Below are 20,967 nucleotides of genomic sequence, written 5' to 3' on the forward strand. Positions count from 1 at the left end.
AGCTGGCCGGTCAGCTGGCGTTGATCCCGTACCTGACCCCCGACGAGCACGCGGTCACCCGGTTGCTCACCCTCCAGTTGACCGTCGGGGACGCCGGCTGGCCTTCGTCACCGCGACCGCGACCGTCGCGGGCCAGGTGGTCGCCCGCGCGCAGCTCGTCGAGTCCGTCGTCCCGGCCGGCTGAGGCCGGGAGCGGCGGGACGGCCGTCAGCCCCGGATGGGCGGGGGAGCGGGGCCGTACCCTGGACTCCCGTGAGTCTCACCATCGGCATCGTCGGGCTGCCCAACGTCGGCAAGTCGACGCTGTTCAACGCGTTGACCAAGAACGACGTCCTGGCCGCGAACTACCCGTTCGCCACCATCGAGCCCAACGTCGGTGTGGTCGGGGTCCCGGACCCGCGCCTGGGGCAGCTGGCGGAGCTCTTCTCCTCGCAGAAGGTCATCCCGGCGACGGTGTCGTTCGTCGACATCGCCGGCATCGTGCGCGGCGCCAGCGAGGGCCAGGGGCTGGGCAACAAGTTCCTGGCCAACATCCGCGAGAGCGACGCGATCTGCCAGGTGATCCGGGTGTTCAGCGACCCGGACGTCGTCCACGTCGAGGGCAAGGTCAGCCCGGCGGACGACATCGAGACGATCAACACCGAGCTGGTCCTCGCCGACATGCAGACGCTGGAGAAGGCGATCCCGCGGCTGGAGAAGGAGGCGAAGAAGGACAGGGAGCGCGCCGCGCTGCTGGACGCCGCCCGCGCCGCGCAGGAGGTGCTGAACGAGGGCCGGACCCTCTTCGCCGCCGGCGTCGACCCCGAGCCGCTGCGCGAGCTGACCCTGCTGACCACCAAGCCGTTCCTCTACGTGTTCAACGTGGACGAGGAGGAGCTGGCCAACGAGGAGCTGATCTCCTCGCTGCGGGCCATGGTCGCGCCGGCCGAGGCGATCCTCATGGACGCCAAGATCGAGGCCGAGCTCGCCGAGCTGCCCGAGGAGGAGGCCGCCGAGCTGCTCGCGGGCATCGGCCAGGAGGAGCCCGGCCTGCACCAGCTGGCCCGCGTCGGTTTCGCCACCCTCGGCCTGCAGACCTACCTGACCGCCGGCCCGAAGGAGGCCCGCGCCTGGACCATCCCGGTCGGCGCGACCGCCCCGCAGGCGGCCGGTGTCATCCACACCGACTTCCAGCGCGGCTTCATCAAGGCCGAGATCGTGTCCTACGACCAGCTGGTCGAGGCCGGCTCCATGCAGGAGGCCCGCGCGCGCGGCTGGGTGCGCATGGAGGGCAAGGACTACGTCATGCAGGACGGCGACGTCGTGGAGTTCCGCTTCAACGTCTGACCGAGGGCGGTCAGAGCTTCTTCCTCACGCGCTTCTTGACCTTGCGCACCCTCTTGCGCTGCCGTTTGATACCGCGGGCCGCCTTCCGTCGGAGGGACCAGGACTTCCAGCCGAGGTAGATCGCCAGCGGGATCGGAGCCAGCAGGAGCAGGACCGGAGACAGGACGAGGCCGAGGACCAGCAGGACGATCCCGAGGACGACGCCCACGGTGCCGAAGAGCCAACGGAGGACGGCCATGCCGTTGAGGATGCTCCTGATCTGGTCAGGTGCTCCCCTCGACGGCAGTTGCTGGCCGGGCCCACGCTCGATCTCGACCCGAGCACCCCACCGTCAGGACGCCGTCCCCGGGGCCGTCGGCTGCCACGCCTGACGCATCTGCGCGCGCCCGGCGGCCGCCAGTGCCGAGGCGCCGGCCCCGAGTGCCGCCGCCACCACGGCGGCCGACGCGGTCGGCGGCAGGCGCCGGTCCAGCAACCTGATCAGCAGAGCCGTGGTGCCGCCGGCGGCCATCGAGCCGAGGACGACCGAGCCACCGAGCATGCGCGCGCCCGTGCGGCCCCGGCGCGCCGGGCCGAGGAACTCCTCCCGTAACCGCTGGAACTCGCCGTGGACGAGCCGGGAGAGTTCTCCGGTGAGGGGCTGCAGCAGGTCGCCGCTGGGGACGCCTGGGATGCCGGCCGTCATGGGTGGCTCCTCGGTCTCGGAGGATCACGGCACGTCGGATCGCGTCCAGGATGCCGCTGTCCGCCGCGAACAGCTACGAGTTCGCCGGCGGCCGCCTCGTCAGCGCTCGTCGTCCCGGCCGGTGATCGACTCGACGAACTCCTGCACCCGCTCGGCGGGACGGCGGAGCTTCCGCTTGACCACGGTCCTGGCCGCCCCCTCGACGGCGTCGGTCGCCAGTCCCGGCAGCCCCTTCGGCTGCTCCGGTTGGAGGTCCAACCGGTCGACCGCCTCGGCGAAACGCAGGTACGTGTCCACGCTGGCGATCACGATGCGGGCGTCGATGGTCAGCAGCTCGATGCCGAGCGCGGCCACCCGGACGTAGGCATCGATCACGATGCCCTTGTCGAGCACCACGTCGAGGACGTCGGCGAGGCTGCTGGGTCGTGGAGCACGGTTGACGGCCGACGTGGTCATGGGCTCCCCCGGGTGTGCCGTGTCTCTTCCGGCTGACCGCCGATGGCGGATGACACAACGATGAGGCGTCGCGCTCCGGTCCGCCCGACGGACGCCGTGGAAGGCGAGCGCCACAGCGTCCGGCCGAGCCGGTCGGCGTGCTCGCTCGGGATGGGGAGGACGGTCCCTGCGACCGAGGCCGTGCCCGGCCGTGGGGCGCAGACGCGGTCGGCAGCCCAGCGAGCGGTCCCGGTGGCCGCTGTGGCCTATCCCGGGAAGGGGAGCGGGGTCAGCAGCGAGTTCCACGGCTCCTCCGCGGGGGACCGTCTCCCGTGCCCGGGGAGTGCGCGCGACCCGGTCGACGCGCGCCGCGCCGCCTGCCGGGCCACCCGCTGAGCTGTCTCCCGCCGTTCGGCGGTCCGGCGGGCGTGCAGCTCCCGGGCCTCGTCCGTGCCCGGCGCGGAGAAGCCGTCCGCGGTCAGCCGGCAGGCGCCCAGCAGCACCCAGCGCGTCCGGTCGTCGACGTCCCGGACGCCGACCGACAGCCCCGTGCCCTGACGCCGGACCGCGAGCGACACCCCGCGGACGGCGGCCTCGGTCGCCGCCGTGGTCTCGGCGCCGGGCCCGTGGAGCCAGGTGACCTGCTGGACCTCGGCGCGCAGCCGGTCGTCGCGGGACCGCCAGGCGAGGTCCGACAGCGGGGAGAGCTGGACCTCCAGCGCGTGGCTCAGGTCCTCCACCCCGACGTGCAGGTCGGCGCCGCCGTCAGCGCCCAGTACCCGCTCCACCCGCGGCCGGTACCCCTGCCCGGTGAGCCACGCCGTCAGGGCGTGCTGGTAGCGGAGGTGCTCGTACGCGCGACCGGCGCGGGACCCCCGGTCGACGAAGGCGCACGACGTCTCAGGGGGATGGCGGAACGACGGCCGGCCGGCCCCGAGGGCGGAGACGGCGAGCCGCGAGCCGCAGCCGCCGGCCGCGCGGGAACACCAGAAGCCGCCGCCGTAGTGCCGCACCAGCCGCCGCGCCTCGGCAGGACCCTCGGGCAGCACGACCGCGTGCGTGCCCGCCGCTCCGTCCGTCACCGCCCACGCGAGTTCGCTCGACACCACGCCCTCCTCGGCTCCGAGGCGCACGGTAGGCGCGGGGTCCGACAGAACTCAGCGCGTGCGGACCCGCCGCACGGTCGGCCACTCGACGACCCACGTCTCGCCCGGTGCGAGGCCGGCCCAACGGCGCGACGTGTCCTGGAGCTGCCCTGCGGTGGCGTCCAGGCGTTCCCGCGGGAACGCCACCGCGGCGGCCTGTCCGTCCCGGGCTCCGGCGTGCGCAGCCAGTACTCGCCGGCCAACACACCGGAGGACGACGAGGTCCTCGAGGTGCACGTCCGGCGGGTCCCGGGGGGTGAAGGCGTTCGAGCGCCGCCGCACGCCGCCTCGCCAGGTCCACCGGGAGAAGTCCACGCCGGCCGACGCCCCGGGAGCGGAGGGCGCAGGAAGCTGACGGCGGTGGTGTGCGCCGGAGCGGGTCGGGTTCTCCGCCGGCGCACACCACCGTCCACCCGGGACGCTGCGACGTCAGGCGCGGGGCAGCCCCACGAGGACGCCGTCCCGGTCGCGGGCCGACTCCAGCGGGTCGGGGTCCACGTGCCGAGCGGTCCGCCACTCGCCCGGGGCCCACGCGCGCACCAGGAGGCCGTCCTCCTCCAGGGCGACCAGCGCGCCGCCCTCGGTGACCAGCACCTCTGCTTCCACCCGCTCGTCGTCCCCGATAGCGACCTGCACCGCCCACACCGGCATGCAATGCTCCCCCCGGCTCGGGGTGCTCCTCGACGGCACCCGATCTACAGAACCCAACCGGTCGTCGGGGACGGGCGTCAACACCGGTCGGGCGCGTCGTTGCCCCCCGGGCGCGTCGTCGCCGTCTGTCGACGGAACCGGATCGCGTACGGACGCCCCGGGAGCACGCACGCCCCGAGAGCGCGGGGCCGTCGCTCGGGAGACGGCCTGCTCCCTGGACCCCTGCGAGGGCGCCGGACTGGCGGGCCGGGTGGCGGGCGGCACCCCGGCCGGCTGGTGGACCCGCTCGGCCCGCCGTGGAGGAGCCCGCGAGCGGCCGCGATCGGGCACGCTGCGGCGCATGAGCGACACCGCGCAGGTCGCGCTGACGGTCGTCTGCTACGCCGTGGCGGCCGTCACCCAGCTGACCGCCGTCGTCCTCCTCGCCCGGGAGGGACGGCGCAGCAGCAGCCTCCTCCGCCGCTGGCACGAGGCCGACCCGCGACAGCGCGCGGAGCTCTCCGGCCTCGTCGGCGACCTGCTGGGCAACTCCTTCGACCGCGGGACCGCCGTCGTCCTGCTGCTCGTCGGGGTCGTGACCGGCGCGCTGGGCCACTTCCTCAGCCTCTGACGCAGGGTCGTCCCCGAGCGCGGGAACCGGGGTCGGATCCGGGCGTTCCCCGATGGTCCGGAGCAGCCGGCGCCGACAGGCTCGTGCCATGACATCGACACCGCCCGTCCCCGACGCCACCACCCCGCGGCCCGTCCGCCCCCAACTGCGCCGCAGCGGCACCGACCGGATGGCCGGCGGCGTCTGCGGTGGCCTCGCCGAGTACTCCGGCGTCGACCCGGTCCTGTGGCGGGTCGGCTTCGTCGGACTCACCCTCGCCGGCGGCGCCGGCGTCGCCCTCTACCTGCTGCTGTGGGTGCTCGTCCCGGCCGGTCCCGCGACTCCGGGCGAGGCACTGAGCCCGATCGAGCAGCTCGTCCGCCGGCTGCACGACGCGATCACCGGCTCGCGGGCCAGGACGCCGCAGGGCTGAGGACGTTCGCACGGCCGGGCCGTGCCGCCGACGGGTCCGCGGCGGCGGCCCGGTCTCCCTCCACGGCACCGGCGAGCCGGTCCGCGGCCGGGCCCGCGACCGGCGCAGGAGCCGGCCGGTGTCCCGGCCTGAGGCACCCGCGGATCGCGCACCGGCCGGTCGCTCGCTACGGTTGCCAACAGCCACAGTCCAGTGACCGCACGTAGAGCGACGGGCGGGCGCTGGACCGTGCACCGGATGGGGGCGCTGCCGAGGCCGGGCAGAGGGCCGACGGCGTCCCCCTGCGGAGCCGGGACGGCACGGGGGGAACGGAGGTGCCGATGTCCATCCACGAGTGCAGCCAGGCGCGCCCGCTCGGCGCGCGGAACGCCCCGGCCGGCTGAGCCTCGCCGGGCAGCAGCACGAGGACGCGCATGGACATCCCTGCGATGCGGGCCTGCTTCGCCAAGGCGGCTGCGGCCGGCGACGAGGCCCCGCTGTACTTCTACTCCCACCTGTTCCTGAGCCACCCCGAGACGCGCAAGCTGTTCCCGGTCTCGATGGCCCACCAGCGCGACCGGCTGTTCAGCGCACTCGGGGACGTCGTCGCCTACGTCGACGACCTCGACCGGCTGGTACCGATCCTGCAGGCGCTGGGCCGCGACCACCGCAAGTTCGGCACCGTCGCCGAGCACTACCCGGCGGTGGGGGCCAGCCTGCTCGCCACGCTCAAGCACTTCGACCCGGGCTGGAACCCTGCTCTCGAGCAGGACTGGACGGCGGCCTACCAGCTCGTCGCGAAGGTGATGATCGACGCCGCCGACGAGGCCGTGAACTCACCGCCCTGGTGGGACGCCGAGGTCGTCACCCACGAGCGCCGCACCATCGACACCTCGGTCATGTGGCTGCGGCCGGAGCCCGAGTTCCCGTACCAGGCGGGGCAGTCGGTCTCCCTGGAGACCGACGTCCGGCCCAAGCTGTGGCGCTACTACTCGCCGGCCAACGCCCCGCGCCCCGACGGCCTCGTGGAGATCCACGTCCGGGCCTACGACGGCGGCCCGGTGAGCACGGCCCTCGTGCGCCGCGTCGGGCCGGGGGACGTGCTGCACCTGGGACCGCCGATGGGCCACATCGCCTTCGACGCCGAGTCCGACCGCGACCTGCTGCTCGTCGCCGGCGGCACCGGCCTCGCGCCGCTCAAGGCGCTGGTCGACCAGGTCGCGCGGTACGGGCCGCCCCGGCGGGTCGACCTGTTCGTCGGTTCCCGCACCGAGGACCGGATCTACGACCGCGTCGACCTCGAGCGGCTCGCCTCCGAGCACCCCTGGCTGACCGTGACCTTCGCCGTCTCCGGCGACGACCTGTCCCCGCTGGAGCAGGGTGACGTCGGTGAGGTCGTCGTCCGGCACGGCCCGTGGAACAGCCGGGACGTCTACGTCGCCGGGCCGGCGGCGATGGTCGAGGACACGACCACCCGGCTGGCCAAGGACGGCGTCCGCCCCGAGCGCATCCGCAGCGAGGTGTTCGCCCCCAGCCGGCTGGGGCCCAGTCTCGACGGAGAGGTGACCGAATGACCCCCGAACAGTCCGCGCAGGGGCCCCGCGAGAAGCGCCGGCTGAGCCCCGGTGACGTCCGCGTCGTGGACTTTCCCCGCGGCACCATGCTGCGTCCGGGGTACAACGACGTCGAGGTCGACCGGTTCCTCGACCGGGTCGCCGAGGAGTTGGCCGCCCTGCACGCCGAGAAGGCCGAGCTCCGCGACGAGCTCAACGTCCTCCGCGAGCAGGTCGCCGGCGCCGCCGCGGTGGAGCCGCCGAGCGAGCAGGCGGTCCGCATCCTCGCCACCGCGCAGCAGACCGCCGACAGCTACGTCGCGGAAGCGGAGGACTTCAGCCGGCAGATGACCGCCGACGCCCGGTCGCAGTACGAGGAGGCGCTGCGGCGGGCCCGGGAGAGCGCCGGGGAGATCATCCAGGCCGCCCAGGAGGCCGCGTCGCGGATGGTCAGCGCCGGTGGCGGTGGCCAGCCGGCCTCGGCCGAGCCCGGGGAGCGGGCGACCACCCAGGACCTCGAGGACCAGGTCGCCTACCTGAAGGCCTTCGCCCAGGCCTGCCGGGTGCAGCTACGGGCCTATCTGGAGGCCCTGCTCGCCGACGTCGAGACCGAGTGGGGTCGGGCCGACCCCGCGTCGCTCCAGCAGATGCCGCCGCGCGGCCCGGTGCCGCGGTCCGACACGCCGGCGCTGTCCCGGAACGTCGCGCGCGACGTGCCGCTCGACGACAGCACCAGCGAGCAGCGGCAGGTCGGCGGCGCCGAGGGGAGCGGGGTGGTCAGCCGGCGCACCTGACCGCACCGCGCGGAGCGCAGGGGAGGCCGCGGGGCCGTCCCCGGCCACCTCGGGCTCGGGCGGGCTGCAGCCGCGCGGGACGACCACCCCGCCGGAGTGCGGGCAGGACGTCGGCTCGAGCCAGCCGGCCCGTGAGGACCTCGGACTCAGCCGACGGGGGCGTCCTCGGGCTCAGCCAGCCGCCACGGCCGGACGACGGTGACCAGCACGCCGATCGCCACGAGCAGCGCCCCCACGACGACGGTGCCCATCGCGGCCGCGTCGTTGCCGAGCACCCCGACCAGTGGCGCGACCGACGCACCCACGCCGAACTGGACGGCGCCCAGCAGCGCCGCGGCCGCGCCGGCGGACTCCCCGTGCCGGCTCAGCGCCAGGGCCGGGGCGTTGGGCAGCGCGAGACCGCCCGAGAACAGCACCGCCCACAGCGGCACCACGACGCCGGCCAGGCCGCCGGTGCCGGTGAGCGCCAGCACGAGCAGCACCGCGCCGGCGACCGTGCCGGTCACGATGCCCGCGACCAGCACCTGGGCGGAGGTCCAGCGACGCAGCACAACGGGGTTGAGCTGGGTGGCGGCGATCAGCCAGAACGCGCCGGCCCCGAACAGCAGCCCGAACTCCTGCTCGTCGAGCCCGAACTGGCGCTGGTACACGAACGACGAGCCGGACACGTAGCTGAACAGGCCGGCCATGGTGAGGCCCGCGACGAGGACCAGGCCGACGTAGGTGCGGTCGCGCAGCAGCCCGCGGTAGGTGCGCAGCGTCCCGGTCAGGCCGGCGTTGGAGCGACGCTCGGGAGGCAGCGTCTCGCGCAGCGCCAGAGCTCCGACGGCGAGCAGCAGCAGGCCGTAGACCGCGAGCAGCACGAAGATCCCGCGCCAGGAGGTGAACCGCAGCACCTCGCCGCCGATGGTCGGGGCGAGCACCGGGGCGGCACCGAGCACCAGGAAGAGCCGGGACAGCATCGTCGCCGCCGCGCGCCCGGTGTAGAGGTCGCGCACGACGGCCATCGCGATCACCGCACCGGAGGCGCTGCCCACCCCCTGCAGCACGCGCAGCGCCCCGAGGACGGCGACGTTCTGCGCGACCAGCACCAACAGCGAGGCCACGACGTACAGCGCCGTCCCGGCCAGGAGCGGCCGCTTGCGCCCCAGGGCGTCGGACAGCGGCCCGAGCACCAGTTGGCCGAGGGCCAGCCCGACCAGGGTGCCGGTCAGCGTCAGCTGGATCGTCGCTGACGTCGTCCCCAGGTCGGTCGTGATCGTGGGCAGGGCCGGGAGGTACATGTCGATCGTCAGCGGGCCCACCGCGACGAAGGCCCCGAGGACCAGCGCCAGCAGCGCGCGGCCCATCGGTGGGGACGCGGGGGAGACGGCGACGGGGGCGGTGGTCTCGCGGGGCGGGTCCTGGGTGGCGGTCACGGGGGTCCTTCGTCTGGAACGGCGTCGACACGGCCCTCGTCGGCCACGTACGACGGCGACAAGTCGGCCCGGCCCCGGCGCATTCCCCGAGGCCCGCGCGTCGCCTCACCCCCTCCCGCGCCCGGTGTGGATCACCTCCTCGGCGGACGATGCGCCACGATGGCCGCCACCCGCCCAGAACAGGAGCCCCCGCCGTGACCTCCGTCCCCGGAACCCCGCCGCCGGCGCCCATGGTGGTGCCGGCGTTCTTCGTCAAGCAGCGGATCACCCTGATGGTCAACCGCTACGAGGTCGTCACGGCCGACCCGGACGGCAGCGAGGGCCACCTGCTGGCCTTCGCCGAGCAGAAGCGCATGACGCTCAAGGAGGAGGTGGTCTTCTACGCCGACGAGAGCAGGAGCCGCCGGGTGTTCTCCTTCAAGGCGCGGCAGCGGCTCGACGTCCACGCCGAGCACGACGTCCTCGACGAGCACGGCAACGCCCTCGGCACGTTCCGCAAGCGCTTCGGGGCCAGCCTGCTGCGCTCCACCTGGGACCTCGCGGCGCCGGGGGTCACCGCCGTCGGCCGGGAGCGCCGTCCCCTGCTCGCGATCCTGCGCCGGATCTGGGAGCTGATCCCGTACGTCGGCGACGTGTGGATCCCCTTCGTCTTCCACTTCGACTTCGTCGACCCCGCGACCGGGGCGACGGTGCTGGTGAGCGAGCGGCAGAGGAGCGTCCGGGACCGCTACGCGGTGACGGTGCCCGACCCGCGGCTGGACTTCCGCGTCGCGGCGTCCATGGCCGTGGCCCTCGACGCGCTGCAGAGCCGCTGACCGCCGACCGGTGTGGGCGGTTGACCCTGTGACGGCCATCACCTGGGTTCCGGAGCGCCGCGTCGTCCGGAAAGCGCTCTCCCGTTCGGATGCCGCACACATCGCCGGTACCGCTGGAGGACCGTAGCGCTCATCGACCAGGACCCGTGCCGCCTCCCTCGCCGTCGCGCTGGCGCTGCTGCTCGGCGCCTGCGGCGGGGACGACCCGGCAGCCGACGGTGGTGGCGGCGGAGCGAGCGACGGCGAGGTGCAGACCGTCCAGGTCTGCGTCATCCCGGTGAGCGACGTCGCGATCCTGCACCTCGGCCAGGACCAGGGGTTCTTCGAGGAGCGCGGCATCCGCCTGGAGTCCAACCTCGGCCAGGGCGGCGCCGCGCTGTGCCCGCCGTCGTCACCGGCGAGCACGCCTTCGGCTTCAGCGGCATCGTGTCGGTCCTGCAGGCGCGCGAGCAGGGCCTGCCGGTGACCGCGATCGCGCCACCTCGTGGAGCAACGGCCAGCAGGGCCAGCACATCAACGCGCTCATGGCCAGCGGCCCCGCGGTCCAGGACGCCGGCGACCTCGAGGGCCGGACGGTCGCCCTCAACATCCTCAACAGCCAGGTCGAGACGCTCGCCTGCAACTCCATCGAGGTCGCGGGGGGGCAACCCCGACAACGTCAACTTCGTCGAGATGTCGCTGCCCGACGCGGTGACCGCCCTCGGCAGCGGCCAGGCCCAGGCCTTCGTCTGCGGTGAGCCGTTCTGCACCCTGGCCCAGGACGCCGGCGCCCGGGTGGTCTGGGACAACTGGCTGGACCTCGTCCCCGACGGCATCGGCCTCTCCGGCGTCTACTTCTCCACGACCGACCGGATCGGGGCCGACCCGCAGCTGTTCGAGGGCATCCAGGCCGGGATCCTGGAGTCCCTCGACCACGCCCGCGAGCACCCCGACGAGTGGCGCGCGCAGATCCCCGAGTACACCGAGATCGACCCTGCCCTCGTCGAGCGGCTGACGATGCCGCTGTTCGAGTCCGACCTCACCGAGGAGGAGTTCCGGGCGGCGCCGGAGAAGGCCGTGGAGTACGGGATCCTGGACGGCGAGGTGCCCTCGATCGAGGAGTTCTCCCGGGAGCCGCAGAGCGGAGAACTCGACGGTCGCAGTCCCTGCGCCGACGAGGGTGCCGAGGGGCCGCCCCGCTGCCGGGACCCGAGCCACGAGCCGCGGGTCGCCGCCGTCCGGGGGGATGAACGCGGGAGCGGTCAGACGGGCCCCGGCGGCGCGTACAGGTCCAGCGGCGGCGTGCCGGGGTAGCGGACGGTGAACCGGCCGCGGGCCCGCTCCTCGCCGACGTGGCCCCGGTACGCCGCGGCCGTTCCGGTGCTCCGCCCCGCGGGCAGCAGGCTGCGGTGCTGCAGGTAGTCGAACACCGCCAGCGGAGCCGGCGAGACGTCGAGCCGGCGCAGCTGCCCGGCCACCGGGTGGTCGCCCAGTTCCAGCCCCCCGGACGCCGGCCCCAGCCCGAGGCGGAGCCGGCCGGCCATCGGCACCCGCGTCTCCACCAGCCGCCCGTCCCGCTCGCTGTACATGACCGCGGGCCGGCGGTCGGGGACCACCGGGCCCGCGGCCCGGACGGTCAGTGACAGCAGCCGAGCCCCGCCCTCGGCCACGGTCAGCCGCCGGGTCGTGGGCTCCTCGGTGAAGTCCATGTCGGCGACGAACTTCGGGAAGCCCCACAGCGCGGCCCCGGCGTCCCGGGCCTCGGCGGTGGTCACCGGCAGGTGCAGCACGAAGAGGGGCAGGCTGCGGCGCAGCAGCGGCAGCACCCGCGGCGCGGGGCCCCGGGTCACCACGGCCGCGACGGACAGCTCCCCGTAGGGCGCCAACAGCCTGGGCGGGTCGTCGGCCGTGGTCACCGCGCGGTAGCGGAAGGCGGCCACCGACAGCAGGGCACGTCCGTCGGCCCAGCGGACCGGTCGCAGCGGGCCCGCGGGCAGGGCGGCGGCCACCGCCGCGGCGGAGGCGGTGTGCACCGACGCGAAGCACGAGTTGTCGGAGTAGCGCAGCGGCAGCCGGAGCGTCCGCTCACCGACCCGGACCTCCGGCATCGGCCCGGCCCAACCGTCGGGATCGTCCCGATGGGTCACGGCGGCTCCCCTCGACGGCTGTCCCCAGCCTGCACGCCCGCGCCGCCGTGTCCAGCGGGCCTGCGCCGGCCGGCGGTGTTCGCTGCGCGGGACCTCCCCGGCACGGTCGAGCGGGCGGCTGCATCGCCGACGAGGCGCTGACCGCGCTGCGCAGCGTGGACCCGAACCCGGAACGCCGGCAGGTCGCCGTCCTCGACGTCTCTGGTGACCTCGCGGTCTGCACGGCGGAGAACTGCGTCGCCGAGGCCGGTCACCTGGTGGGCGGGGGCTGCGTGGCGCTGGCCAACATGGTCGCCTCGGCGGAGGTGTGGAAGTCCGTGGTCGCCACCTTCGAGACCTCCGACGGGCTCATGGCGCACCGGCTGCTCAGTGCGCTGCGGGCCCGCGGAGGAAGCCGGCGGCGACGTCCGCGGCCGGCGCTCGGCGGCGGTCATGGTGGTCCGCTCGGTCACCACCCGCCGGCCCTGGCACGACACCGTCGCCGACCTGCGTGTCGACGACTCGCCCGACCCGGTGACCGAGCTCGGCGAGCTGGCGGTCCGGCTGGGCCGGTACCAGGACGTCGTCCGCGGCTTCCAGCAGGCGATCGGCGGCGACCCGGTCACCGCGGACCTCGTCCTCGAGGAGCAGCGGCTGCCCGATCCGCACACCGAGCCCGACCACGTGCTGTGGCGCGCCGTGGTGGCGGGCCTGGCCGGCCGGGAGGACGCCGCCCGCGCCCTGCTCGCCGAGCTCGCCGCCGTGGCCCCCAGTTCATCGAGGTGGGCCGGCGGTTCGGCGCCGCGGGCCCGGTGCCCCCGGCCTGGTGGAGCGCATCCTGCCGCCCGTGCCGCCGCCCGCGTCCGCCCCGGACGCCGGGCCGGAGACCGGGCCCGTGGTGCCGACGAGCGACCCCGAGACCGCGGCGGTCTGACGTCGACCGGCCCACCGCGGGCGCGTCCTCGCCCCGGGGTGGAACCGGCCGGTCCGCTCCGCGCTGGGCTGGAGGGTCGCGGCCGGGCCGCCGATGCCATGGACGTGGTGGAGCACGCCCGGGACGCGCAGCGACGCGCGCACACCCGCCAGGGCACCGACCGGTCCCTGCGTGTGGTGCGCGCGGCCGCGGCTGTCCTCGGGGCGACCTACGCGGCGTCGCTGGTCGCTGCGGGGCTCGGTGCCACGGGCCGGCTCGCCGTCCTGGCCGGAGGCGGCAAGCTGCTGTTCCTCGCCGGGCTGGCCGCGCTGCTCGCGGCGCGCGGAGCCGTCTCGTCCCGGGACCGGGGCACCTGGCTGTGCTTCGCCGCGGCGGTGGCGTCCTACCTGGCGGGCGCGCTGGTGCACCAGCTGCACTACGCGGACCTGCCCGTGGTGCCGCGGCCCTCGTGGGCCGACGTCGGCTGGATGGGCCTCTACCCGTTCGCCTACGTCGGGCTGGTCCTCCTGCTGCGGGCCCGGGTGCGCCGGCTGGCGCCGAGCACGTGGCTGGACGGCGTGGTCAGCGGGCTCACCGCGGCGGCCCTGGCGTCGGCGTTCGCGCTGGGCGCCCTCCTGCGGATGGCCGAGGGACCTCCCGGCGCCGTCGTCACCGCGGCCGCCTACCCGATCGCCGACCTGCTGCTGCTCGTGCTCCTCGCCGGCGCGCTCACCGTCGTCGGCCGGGGCGCCGGCGGCGTGTGGTGGTGGCTGGCCGGCGGCATGGCGCTGTTCGTCGTGACCGACACCGTGTACGCCTACCAGGTGGTCCACGACTCGTTCGTGACCGGCTCAGTCCTCGACCTGGGCTGGGGGCTGGCGTTCGGCTGCCTCGGCCTGGCCGCCTGCTCCGCTCCGCGGTCCGGCGACAGCACCCGGCTGGAGGGACTGGGTGCGCTCGCCCTCCCGGGGATCTGCTCCCTCACGGCGCTGGGACTGCTCTTCGTCGGCTACGCGAGGGAGGGCGACCCGCTGGCCGGGCTCCTCGCGCTCGGCGCGGTCCTGGCCGCCCTGGCGCGCACCGCCCTCACCTTCCGCGACGTGCGGGCGCTGGCCGACAGCCGCCAGCAGGCCCGCACCGACGACCTGACCGGGCTGCCCAACCGCCGACGGGTCTTCGAGGCGATGGCCGGCGTCGACGCGCGCCTGGCCGCGGGCGGGCGGACCGCGGTCCTCGTCGTCGACCTGGACCGGTTCAAGGAGATCAACGACTCCCTCGGCCACGGTGTCGGCGATGCGCTGCTCCACGAGGTGGGGCGGCGGATGTCCGCGCACGTGCGCGGCGGCGACCTGCTGGCCAGGCTCGGCGGCGACGAGTTCGTCGTGCTGGCCGACGACCTGGACGACCTGGCTGCCCTGGCCCTGGCGGGACGGCTGTGCGCGGCCCTGCAGGAGCCGGTGCGGCTGGCCGGGATGGCGCTGCGCGTCGACGCGAGCGTGGGCATCGCCGTGGGGCCGCAGCACTCCCGGTCGGCCGAGGAGCTGCTGCAGATGGCCGACCTGGCCATGTACTGCGCCAAGGGGGCGCGCACCGGCGCCGCCGTCTACGACGAGGAGCGGCACGGCTCCGGCCGGCACCGGCTGGAGGCCGTCGAAGAGCTGCGCCAGGCCATCGCCGGCGGCGAACTGGTCCTGCACCACCAGCCCAAGCTGACCGTGGCGACCGGCCGGGTCGACGGCGTGGAGGCGCTGGTGCGCTGGCAGCACCCGACGCGCGGGTTGCTGTACCCGGACGCGTTCATCGACCTGGCCGAGTCCGCCGGGCTGATGCCCGACCTGACGACGACGGTCGTCGACCTGGCCCTCGCCCAGCGTCGTGCCTGGGCCGATGCCGGTCGTGAGCTGACCGTCGCGGTCAACGTCAGCCCCTCCGACCTGGTCTGCGAGCGCTTCCCGGACGTCGTCGCCGGGCTGCTCGAACGCCACGGCGTCCCCGCGGGCGCGCTGGTGCTCGAGGTGACGGAGAGCCTGCTCGTGCAGGACCGTGAGCGCGCCGTCCGGGTGCTCGCCCGGCTGCGCGAGGCCGGCGTCGGGGTCTCCATCGACGACTACGGCACCGGCTACTCCAGCCTGGCCTACCTGGCCGAGCTGCCGGTGACCGAGCTGAAGCTGGACCGCGCCTTCGTCACCGGCCTGACCGACAGTCCGCGGTCGGCCGCGATCGTCACCTCGACCCTGCAGCTCGCGCACGCCCTCGGGCTGACCCTCGTCGCCGAGGGGGCCGAGGACGAGGCGACCGTCGACGCCCTGGCCGCCCTCGGGTGTGACCTCGTCCAGGGGTTCCACCTCAGCCGTCCGCTGCCGGCCCACCGGCTGGGGGACTGGCTGGACGCCTGGGCGGCCGGCCGGCCGGTGGACCGGGTCCGCTGAGGCCCGAGGTCGTCAGCCGGCGAGCGGGAACACCAGCAGCGAGCTGGACGCCGTCGCGACCGTCCGTCCTCCGGCGTCGCGCACCTCGCCCTCGGCGAAGGCCACCCGCCGGCCCGGCTTGACCACGGTGCCGACGGCGGTGAGCGGCCCGCTCGCCGCGTGCACCGCCCGCAGGTAGTTCACCTTGATCTCGATCGACGTGTACCCCGTGCCCCGCGGCAGGGTGGAGTGGACCGCGCACCCGGCGACGGTGTCGAGCAGCGTGCACACCAGACCGCCGTGGACGACGCCGATCGGGTTGTAGGCCGACTCGTCGACCTCGCAGCGGAACTCCACCCGCCCCTCGACGACCGAGACGACGTCCATGGCGAACAGCCGGGCGATCGGCGGCGGGGGCAGGACGCCGTCGCGGATCGCCTCCAGCGTCTCGAGGCCGCTGCGCTCCAGGGCGCCGGCCGCCACGACCAGCGGGTCGTGCCAGGTCACGGTGCGCGAGCGCGGCTCGCCCCAGGCGGCGGGGGAGGTGGCCGGGATGTCGGTCTGTTCGGTCGTCACCCGCCTAGGTTCGCACACCGAACTCAGATCGGCGGGACCGGCCGACGCGGGACGACAGCGGGCGGGGACCCCCAAGGGTCCCCGCCCGCTGTCGGCCCCGGCCGGAGGCTCTCCCCGAGCTCGCGAGGGGAGAGGAGGCCGGGGTCCTCCCTCAGCTCTTCGGCCGGGCGCCGGCGCGCAGGGCGCCGAGCAGGTCGTGGTTGAGCCGGGAGATGGTCTCCATCGAGATGCCCTTCGGGCAGGCGGCGGAGCACTCACCGATGTTGGTGCAGCCGCCGAAGCCCTCGCGGTCCTGCTGGGCGACCATGTTGACGACGCGGTCGTTGCGCTCGGGCTGGCCCTGCGGCAGCAGCCCGAGGTGGGTGACCTTCGCCGCGGTGAACAGCATCGACGACGCGTTCGGGCAGGCCGCCACGCAGGCGCCGCAGCCGATGCAGGTCGCGGCGTCGAACGCGGCGTCGGCGTCCTTCTTCGGCACGGGCACCGAGTGGGCCTCGGGGGCGGTGCCGGTCGGGACGCTGATGTAGCCGCCGGCCTGGATGATCCGGTCGAACGCCCGCCGGTCGACGGCGAGGTCCTTGATCACCGGGAACGGCGTGGCGCGCCACGGCTCGATGTCGATCGTGTCGCCGTCCTTGAACGACCGCATGTGCAGCTGGCACGTGGTGGTCTGCTGCGGACCGTGCGCCATGCCGTTGATCATGACGCCGCACATGCCGCAGATGCCCTCGCGGCAGTCGTGGTCGAAGGCCACCGGGTCGTCGCCGGCCTGGATGAGCTGCTCGTTGAGCACGTCGAGCATCTCGAGGAACGACATGTCCGGGGAGATGTCGGCGACCTTGTAGGTGACCATCCGGCCCTTGTCCCGCGGGCCGTTCTGCCGCCAGATGCGCAGGTTGAGGGTCATGCCGCGCTTCTCGGCCCGCGCGTCCTGCGCGCCGACCGTCGAGTGGGCGCCCTCGTGGGTGACTGTCACTTGTAGCTCCGCTGGGCGAGGTGGACGTACTCGTACTCGAGGGCTTCGCGGTGCAGGACCGGCGGGGCACCTTCCGGCGTCCACTCCCACGCGGCGACGTAGGCGAAGTTCTCGTCGTCGCGCAGCGCCTCACCGTCGGGCGTCTGGCTCTCGGCCCGGAAGTGACCGCCGCAGCTCTCGTTGCGGTGGAGGGCGTCGACGCACATCAGCTCGGCGAGCTCGATGAAGTCGGCGACCCGGCCGGCGTGCTCGAGGGTCTGGTTGAAGGACGTGCCGTCGCCGGTCACCTTCAGGTTGGTCCAGAACTCCTGGCGGATCTCGGGGATCCGGTCCAGCGCCTTGCGCAGGCTCTCCTCGGAGCGCTCCATGCCGCAGAGGTCCCACATGAGCTTGCCCAGCTCCCGGTGGAACGACGCGGGGCTGCGGGTGCCGTTGATGCTCAGCAGCTTCTGCACCTGGGCCTGGACACCCTGGATCGCCTCGACCGCAGCCGGGTGGCTGTCGTCGATCCGGTCGAACGGCGCGTCGGCCAGGTACTCGGTGATGGTCGCCGGCAGCACGAAGTAGCCGTCGGCCAGCCCCTGCATCAGCGCGCTGGCGCCGAGCCGGTTGGCGCCGTGGTCGGAGAAGTTGGCCTCACCGATCACGAACATGCCGGGGATCGTCGACTGCAGGTCGTAGTCGACCCACAGGCCACCCATCGTGTAGTGCACCGCCGGGTAGATCCGCATCGGGACCTCGTACGGGTTCTCGCCCGTGATCTGGGCGTACATGTCGAAGAGGTTCCCGTACTTGGCCTCGACCGCCGGCCGGCCCATGCGCGCGATGGCGTCGGCGAAGTCCAGGTAGACGCCCAGCCCGCCGGGGCCGACACCGCGGCCCTCGTCGCACACGTTCTTGGCCTGCCGCGAGGCGATGTCGCGGGGGACCAGGTTGCCGAACGAGGGGTAGATCCGCTCGAGGTAGTAGTCGCGCTCGCCCTCGGGGATGTCCCGCGGGTCCCGGGTGTCGCCGCGCTCCTTGGGCACCCACACGCGCCCGTCGTTGCGCAGCGACTCGCTCATGAGCGTGAGCTTGGACTGGTAGTCGCCCTTGACCGGGATGCAGGTCGGGTGGATCTGCGTGTAGCAGGGGTTGGCGAAGTACGCGCCCCGCTTGTGCGCCCGCCAGATCGCCGTGGCGTTGGAGCCCTTGGCGTTGGTGGACAGGTAGAAGACGTTGCCGTACCCGCCGGTGGCCAGGACGACGGCGTCGGCGAAGTGGGTGCTGATCTCGCCGGTGACCAGGTCGCGGGCGACGATCCCGCGGGCCCGGCCGTCGACGACGATCAGGTCGAGCATCTCGGTGCGGGCGTGCTGCTCGACGTTGCCTGCCGCGATCTGCCGCTCGAGCGCCTGGTAGGCGCCGTAGAGCAGCTGCTGGCCCGTCTGGCCCCGGGCGTAGAAGGTCCGGGAGACCTGGGTGCCACCGAAGGAGCGGTTGTCGAGCAGGCCGCCGTACTCGCGGGCGAACGGGACGCCCTGGGCGACGCACTGGTCGATGATGTTGACGCTGACCTCGGCCAGCCGGTGCACGTTGTTCTCGCGGGAGCGGAAGTCGCCGCCCTTGACGGTGTCGTAGAACAGCCGGTGCACGCTGTCGCCGTCGTTGCGGTAGTTCTTGGCGGCGTTGATCCCGCCCTGCGCGGCGACGCTGTGCGCCCGGCGCGGGCTGTCCTGGTACCAGAACGACTTGACCTTGTAGCCGGCCTCGCCGAGCGTGGCGGCGGCCGAGCCGCCGGCCAGGCCGGTGCCGACGACGATGATCGTCATCTTGCGGCGGTTGGCGGGGTTGACCAGCCGGCCGCGGAAGCGGCGGGTGCTCCAGCGCTCACCGATCGGCACGTCCATGGGTGCCTTGGTGTCGGCGACGGGGTCACCGACGGAGAAGAGGTCGAGAGGCATCGCGGTGGAGCTCCTCAGTCGATGATGTTGAAGAGGACGGAGAACGGCACGAGCAGGAAGCCGCCGATGAGGACCACGGCGAACCCGAGCGCGAAGAGGTTCACCGTCTTCTCGCGGCGCCGGTTGCTCTGGCCGAGGGTCTGCGTGGCGCTCCAGATGCCGTGCCGCAGGTGCATGCCCAGCAGGACCAGCGCGATCGTGTACGCAAAGACGACGATCGGGTTGGAGAAGCCGGCGACGAGGCGGTCGTAGGGGGTCGTGCCCGGACCGTCCGGGTTCGCGACGCCGAGCGTCAGGTCGAGGATGTGGTAGATGATGAAGGCCAGGACGATCACGCCGCCCCAGCGCATGGTGCGCGAGGCGTAGCTCTGGGCCACCGGCTTCTTGGTGACGTACCCGGTCGGTCGGGCGCGCTTGGCCTGGCGCCACAGCGAGATGGCCGCCCAGATGTGCGCGACCACCGCGACGAGGAGGACGACCCGGATGATCCACAGCGTCGTCTGGGCCGGGACCGCCGGCTCGCCGATGGTGCGGATCCACTCCGAGTAGTGGTTGAACGACTCGCGGCCGGTGAAGGCCTTGAGGTTCCCGATCATGTGGGCGATCAGGTAGAGCACCAGGATGATGCCGCTGATCGCCATGACGATCTTCTTGAAGACCGAGCTGGTCTTCGCCGCCTTCGGGGTCCGGCGCTGACCCGGTTGCGTCACCGTTGCCACGTGTGCCAACGCTAGGTCGTTGCCGTGAAGACGGCCAAGTTAACGCGAGGTGACACAGCTCTCCTAAGGGTGCCCTAACCGCCTCGAGCCGCTAAGGTGCGCTCGGCTGCGCCCTTCGGGAGCGTCCTCGACCGGTGGTTCCCGGGCGCCCCGATGGGGAGGACACCCACATGGCCGGACCCACCCGCGGCTTCCTGAGCCGCCGCCAGCACCGCGACCCCCGACTCCCGCCCGGGCAGTACGACGCCGGCCGGGACTGGCCGGTGCTCACCGCCGAGCCCACGCCGCGGATCAGCCCCGAGACCTGGAGCATCACCGTCGACGGACGGGTCGAGAACCCCACCACCTGGAGCTGGGACGAGGCCCACCGGCTGCCCCGGTCGGAGTACCGCGGCGCCATCCACTGCGTGACGACGTGGTCGAAGTTCGACACCTGGTTCGCCGGCGTCAGCGTCGACACGCTGCTCGAGGCGGCCCGCCCGACGGCGGACGCCCACTTCGTCGTCGCGACGTCCAAGACCGGCTACACCACCAACCTGCCGCTGGAGGACGTCACCGGCGGCAAGGCGTGGGTCGTGTGGGAGTACGACGGCGGACCGCTGCCGACCGAGCACGGCGGGCCGGTGCGGTTGCTCGTGCCGCACCTGTACTTCTGGAAGAGCGCCAAGTGGGTCACCCGGCTGACCCTGCTGCAGCGCGACCAGCCCGGCTTCTGGGAGCAGAACGGGTACCACGACCGTGGCGACCCCTGGCGCGAGCAGCGCTACCAGGGTGACTGAGCTCCCGCACCGTCCGCAGGCGCCCAGCGGCGGCTGGCGGACGGCGACCGTGACCGACGTGCGGCACCCCTTCGAGGACGCCGTCCAGCTCCGGCTCGACGTCGCAGACCGGGTCGAGCACATGGCCGGGCAGCACTACGTCGTCCGGCTGACCGCGGAGGACGGGTACCGGGCGCAGCGCTCCTACTCCGTGGCCTCGGCACCGGGCGACCCGCAGATCGAGCTCTTCGTCGAGCGCCTCGTCGAGGGCGAGGTCTCCACCTACCTCGCGGACGTGGTCGAGCCCGGCGACGAGCTCGAGGTGCGCGGCCCGATCGGCGGCTGGTTCGTGTGGGACGGCGCGATGTCGGCGCTGCTGGTGGGCGGCGGCACCGGCGTCGTCCCGCTGGTGTCGATGCTGCGCACCGCCGCCGTGCTGGGGCGCACCGACCTGCTGCGGACCGCCGTCTCCACCCGCACCCTGGCCGAGCTGCCCTACGCCGACGAGCTGCTGGCCGCGGGGGCGCGGGTGGTCACCACCCGGGAGCCGTACGGGGGGCGCGCGGCCGGCCGGCTCACCGCCGCCGACGTCGCCGACCTGTGGGAGCCGGGGCGCACCGCCTACGTGTGCGGGTCGCCGCCCTTCGCCGAGGCGGCCAGCCAGCTGCTGGTCGACATGGGGGTGCGGGCCATGGACGTCCGCGTGGAGCGGTTCGGCCCCAGCGGCTGAGAGCGGACCGCTCGCA

At 73.9% G+C, this 20,967-nt stretch carries 22 protein-coding genes and 1 pseudogene; 12 read left to right on the forward strand and 11 right to left on the reverse strand.

Annotated features, from left to right (window positions below; all coding sequences use genetic code 11):
- The first annotated feature begins 252 nt into the window (after nucleotides 1-252).
- Entirely contained in the window at nucleotides 253-1,326 is a 1,074-nt protein-coding gene (ychF, locus tag ACI782_RS02105; protein ID WP_456905581.1) for a redox-regulated ATPase YchF, read from the forward strand.
- Between the two features lie 10 nt (nucleotides 1,327-1,336).
- Here the strand turns inward: ychF and ACI782_RS02110 are convergent, their stop codons facing one another.
- The 5 genes from ACI782_RS02110 to ACI782_RS02130 all read right to left on the reverse strand — a co-directional run bounded on the left by ACI782_RS02110 (nucleotide 1,337) and on the right by ACI782_RS02130 (nucleotide 4,242).
- A complete protein-coding gene (locus ACI782_RS02110) occupies nucleotides 1,337-1,564 on the reverse strand; it encodes a hypothetical protein (RefSeq protein ID WP_456905583.1) in 228 nt (75 codons plus the stop codon).
- Between the two features lie 93 nt (nucleotides 1,565-1,657).
- Nucleotides 1,658-2,011 (reverse strand): phage holin family protein, encoded by a 354-nt coding sequence (locus ACI782_RS02115; protein WP_456905585.1) that lies wholly within the window; start codon nucleotides 2,009-2,011, stop codon nucleotides 1,658-1,660.
- A gap of 99 nt (nucleotides 2,012-2,110) precedes the next feature.
- Nucleotides 2,111-2,467, reverse strand: a complete 357-nt coding sequence (gene gvpJ, locus ACI782_RS02120; protein ID WP_456905587.1) for a gas vesicle protein GvpJ — start codon at nucleotides 2,465-2,467, stop codon at nucleotides 2,111-2,113.
- A gap of 245 nt (nucleotides 2,468-2,712) precedes the next feature.
- Nucleotides 2,713-3,552 carry a competence protein CoiA family protein gene (locus ACI782_RS02125; protein WP_456905590.1) on the reverse strand — a complete coding sequence of 280 codons (840 nt, stop codon included), beginning with the start codon at nucleotides 3,550-3,552 and terminating at the stop codon, nucleotides 2,713-2,715.
- Nucleotides 3,553-4,020: 468 nt separating this feature from the next.
- Complete coding sequence (locus ACI782_RS02130; protein ID WP_456905592.1) at nucleotides 4,021-4,242, reverse strand: hypothetical protein; 222 nt, start codon at nucleotides 4,240-4,242, stop codon at nucleotides 4,021-4,023.
- 340 nt (nucleotides 4,243-4,582) lie between these two features.
- On the opposite strand from ACI782_RS02130, the gene ACI782_RS02135 reads away from it, so the two are divergent.
- The 4 genes from ACI782_RS02135 (at nucleotide 4,583) to ACI782_RS02150 (ending at nucleotide 7,590) form a co-directional block, all read left to right on the forward strand.
- Entirely contained in the window at nucleotides 4,583-4,852 is a 270-nt protein-coding gene (locus ACI782_RS02135) for a hypothetical protein (RefSeq protein WP_456905594.1), read from the forward strand.
- Nucleotides 4,853-4,940: 88 nt separating this feature from the next.
- On the forward strand, nucleotides 4,941-5,264 hold the full coding sequence (locus tag ACI782_RS02140) for a PspC domain-containing protein (protein ID WP_456905596.1): 324 nt from the start codon (nucleotides 4,941-4,943) through the stop codon (nucleotides 5,262-5,264).
- A 413-nt stretch (nucleotides 5,265-5,677) separates the two neighbouring features.
- Complete coding sequence (locus ACI782_RS02145; protein ID WP_456905598.1) at nucleotides 5,678-6,817, forward strand: globin domain-containing protein; 1,140 nt, start codon at nucleotides 5,678-5,680, stop codon at nucleotides 6,815-6,817.
- Nucleotides 6,814-7,590, forward strand: coding sequence for a DivIVA domain-containing protein (locus tag ACI782_RS02150; RefSeq protein ID WP_456905600.1), 777 nt, complete (start codon nucleotides 6,814-6,816; stop codon nucleotides 7,588-7,590). Before ACI782_RS02145 ends, ACI782_RS02150 begins: the two co-directional genes overlap by 4 nt.
- Before the next feature lie 146 nt (nucleotides 7,591-7,736).
- On the opposite strand, the gene ACI782_RS02155 is transcribed toward ACI782_RS02150, so the two are convergent.
- Nucleotides 7,737-9,008 (reverse strand): multidrug effflux MFS transporter, encoded by a 1,272-nt coding sequence (locus tag ACI782_RS02155; protein WP_456905602.1) that lies wholly within the window; start codon nucleotides 9,006-9,008, stop codon nucleotides 7,737-7,739.
- 194 nt (nucleotides 9,009-9,202) lie between these two features.
- Here ACI782_RS02155 and ACI782_RS02160 point away from each other — a divergent pair, with 194 nt between their 5' ends.
- The 3 genes from ACI782_RS02160 (at nucleotide 9,203) to ACI782_RS02170 (ending at nucleotide 11,116) form a co-directional block, all read left to right on the forward strand.
- Nucleotides 9,203-9,823: a hypothetical protein gene (locus ACI782_RS02160; protein WP_456905604.1), complete on the forward strand. Its 621-nt coding sequence runs from the start codon at nucleotides 9,203-9,205 to the stop codon at nucleotides 9,821-9,823.
- 247 nt (nucleotides 9,824-10,070) lie between these two features.
- The gene (locus ACI782_RS02165; RefSeq protein WP_456906121.1) at nucleotides 10,071-10,289 is read left to right on the forward strand and encodes a hypothetical protein; all 219 of its coding nucleotides are present in this window, start codon (nucleotides 10,071-10,073) and stop codon (nucleotides 10,287-10,289) included.
- On the forward strand, nucleotides 10,202-11,116 hold the full coding sequence (locus ACI782_RS02170) for an ABC transporter substrate-binding protein (protein ID WP_456905606.1): 915 nt from the start codon (nucleotides 10,202-10,204) through the stop codon (nucleotides 11,114-11,116). The genes ACI782_RS02165 and ACI782_RS02170 overlap by 88 nt, the downstream gene beginning before the upstream one ends.
- Here the strand turns inward: ACI782_RS02170 and ACI782_RS02175 are convergent.
- On the reverse strand, nucleotides 11,065-11,949 hold the full coding sequence (locus tag ACI782_RS02175) for an acetoacetate decarboxylase family protein (RefSeq protein WP_456905608.1): 885 nt from the start codon (nucleotides 11,947-11,949) through the stop codon (nucleotides 11,065-11,067). The two genes, ACI782_RS02170 and ACI782_RS02175, sit on opposite strands and share 52 nt — an antisense overlap.
- 155 nt (nucleotides 11,950-12,104) lie before the next feature.
- Between ACI782_RS02175 and ACI782_RS02180 the strand changes: the two are divergent.
- Both ACI782_RS02180 and ACI782_RS02185 read left to right on the forward strand, forming a co-directional pair.
- Nucleotides 12,105-12,263 (forward strand): annotated as a pseudogene (locus tag ACI782_RS02180) (DUF1028 domain-containing protein); the annotation flags it as partial.
- Nucleotides 12,264-12,318: 55 nt separating this feature from the next.
- The gene (locus tag ACI782_RS02185; protein ID WP_456905609.1) at nucleotides 12,319-15,270 is read left to right on the forward strand and encodes an EAL domain-containing protein; all 2,952 of its coding nucleotides are present in this window, start codon (nucleotides 12,319-12,321) and stop codon (nucleotides 15,268-15,270) included.
- 12 nt (nucleotides 15,271-15,282) lie between these two features.
- Here the strand turns inward: ACI782_RS02185 and ACI782_RS02190 are convergent, their stop codons facing one another.
- From ACI782_RS02190 to ACI782_RS02205, 4 genes are all read right to left on the reverse strand, one after another.
- Nucleotides 15,283-15,825 carry a PaaI family thioesterase gene (locus ACI782_RS02190; protein WP_456905611.1) on the reverse strand — a complete coding sequence of 181 codons (543 nt, stop codon included), beginning with the start codon at nucleotides 15,823-15,825 and terminating at the stop codon, nucleotides 15,283-15,285.
- A 151-nt stretch (nucleotides 15,826-15,976) separates the two neighbouring features.
- Nucleotides 15,977-16,801 (reverse strand): succinate dehydrogenase/fumarate reductase iron-sulfur subunit, encoded by an 825-nt coding sequence (locus ACI782_RS02195; protein WP_456905613.1) that lies wholly within the window; start codon nucleotides 16,799-16,801, stop codon nucleotides 15,977-15,979.
- Nucleotides 16,798-18,744 carry a fumarate reductase/succinate dehydrogenase flavoprotein subunit gene (locus ACI782_RS02200; RefSeq protein ID WP_456905615.1) on the reverse strand — a complete coding sequence of 649 codons (1,947 nt, stop codon included), beginning with the start codon at nucleotides 18,742-18,744 and terminating at the stop codon, nucleotides 16,798-16,800. The genes ACI782_RS02195 and ACI782_RS02200 overlap by 4 nt, the downstream gene beginning before the upstream one ends.
- Before the next feature lie 14 nt (nucleotides 18,745-18,758).
- Nucleotides 18,759-19,463, reverse strand: a complete 705-nt coding sequence (locus ACI782_RS02205) for a succinate dehydrogenase cytochrome b subunit (RefSeq protein WP_456905616.1) — start codon at nucleotides 19,461-19,463, stop codon at nucleotides 18,759-18,761.
- Nucleotides 19,464-19,633: 170 nt separating this feature from the next.
- On the opposite strand from ACI782_RS02205, the gene ACI782_RS02210 reads away from it, so the two are divergent.
- Both ACI782_RS02210 and ACI782_RS02215 read left to right on the forward strand, forming a co-directional pair.
- Nucleotides 19,634-20,242: a sulfite oxidase-like oxidoreductase gene (locus ACI782_RS02210; protein WP_456905618.1), complete on the forward strand. Its 609-nt coding sequence runs from the start codon at nucleotides 19,634-19,636 to the stop codon at nucleotides 20,240-20,242.
- On the forward strand, nucleotides 20,235-20,951 hold the full coding sequence (locus ACI782_RS02215) for an FAD-binding oxidoreductase (protein ID WP_456905620.1): 717 nt from the start codon (nucleotides 20,235-20,237) through the stop codon (nucleotides 20,949-20,951). Before ACI782_RS02210 ends, ACI782_RS02215 begins: the two co-directional genes overlap by 8 nt.
- Nucleotides 20,952-20,967 lie beyond the last annotated feature (16 nt).

The organism is Geodermatophilus sp. SYSU D00703 (assembly GCF_054050155.1).

Excerpts from the sequence above, each read along its gene's own strand:
- ACI782_RS02130 (WP_456905592.1), bottom strand. The coding sequence starts at position 4,242 with ATGCCGGTGTGGGCGGTGCAGGTCGCTATCGGGGACGACGAGCGGGTG.
- ACI782_RS02110 (WP_456905583.1), bottom strand. The coding sequence starts at position 1,564 with ATGGCCGTCCTCCGTTGGCTCTTCGGCACCGTGGGCGTCGTCCTCGGG.
- ACI782_RS02145 (WP_456905598.1), top strand. The coding sequence starts at position 5,678 with ATGGACATCCCTGCGATGCGGGCCTGCTTCGCCAAGGCGGCTGCGGCC.
- ACI782_RS02135 (WP_456905594.1), top strand. The coding sequence starts at position 4,583 with ATGAGCGACACCGCGCAGGTCGCGCTGACGGTCGTCTGCTACGCCGTG.
- ACI782_RS02150 (WP_456905600.1), top strand. The coding sequence starts at position 6,814 with ATGACCCCCGAACAGTCCGCGCAGGGGCCCCGCGAGAAGCGCCGGCTG.
- ACI782_RS02115 (WP_456905585.1), bottom strand. The coding sequence starts at position 2,011 with ATGACGGCCGGCATCCCAGGCGTCCCCAGCGGCGACCTGCTGCAGCCC.
- ACI782_RS02210 (WP_456905618.1), top strand. The coding sequence starts at position 19,634 with ATGGCCGGACCCACCCGCGGCTTCCTGAGCCGCCGCCAGCACCGCGAC.
- gvpJ (WP_456905587.1), bottom strand. The coding sequence starts at position 2,467 with ATGACCACGTCGGCCGTCAACCGTGCTCCACGACCCAGCAGCCTCGCC.
- ACI782_RS02200 (WP_456905615.1), bottom strand. The coding sequence starts at position 18,744 with ATGCCTCTCGACCTCTTCTCCGTCGGTGACCCCGTCGCCGACACCAAG.
- ACI782_RS02140 (WP_456905596.1), top strand. The coding sequence starts at position 4,941 with ATGACATCGACACCGCCCGTCCCCGACGCCACCACCCCGCGGCCCGTC.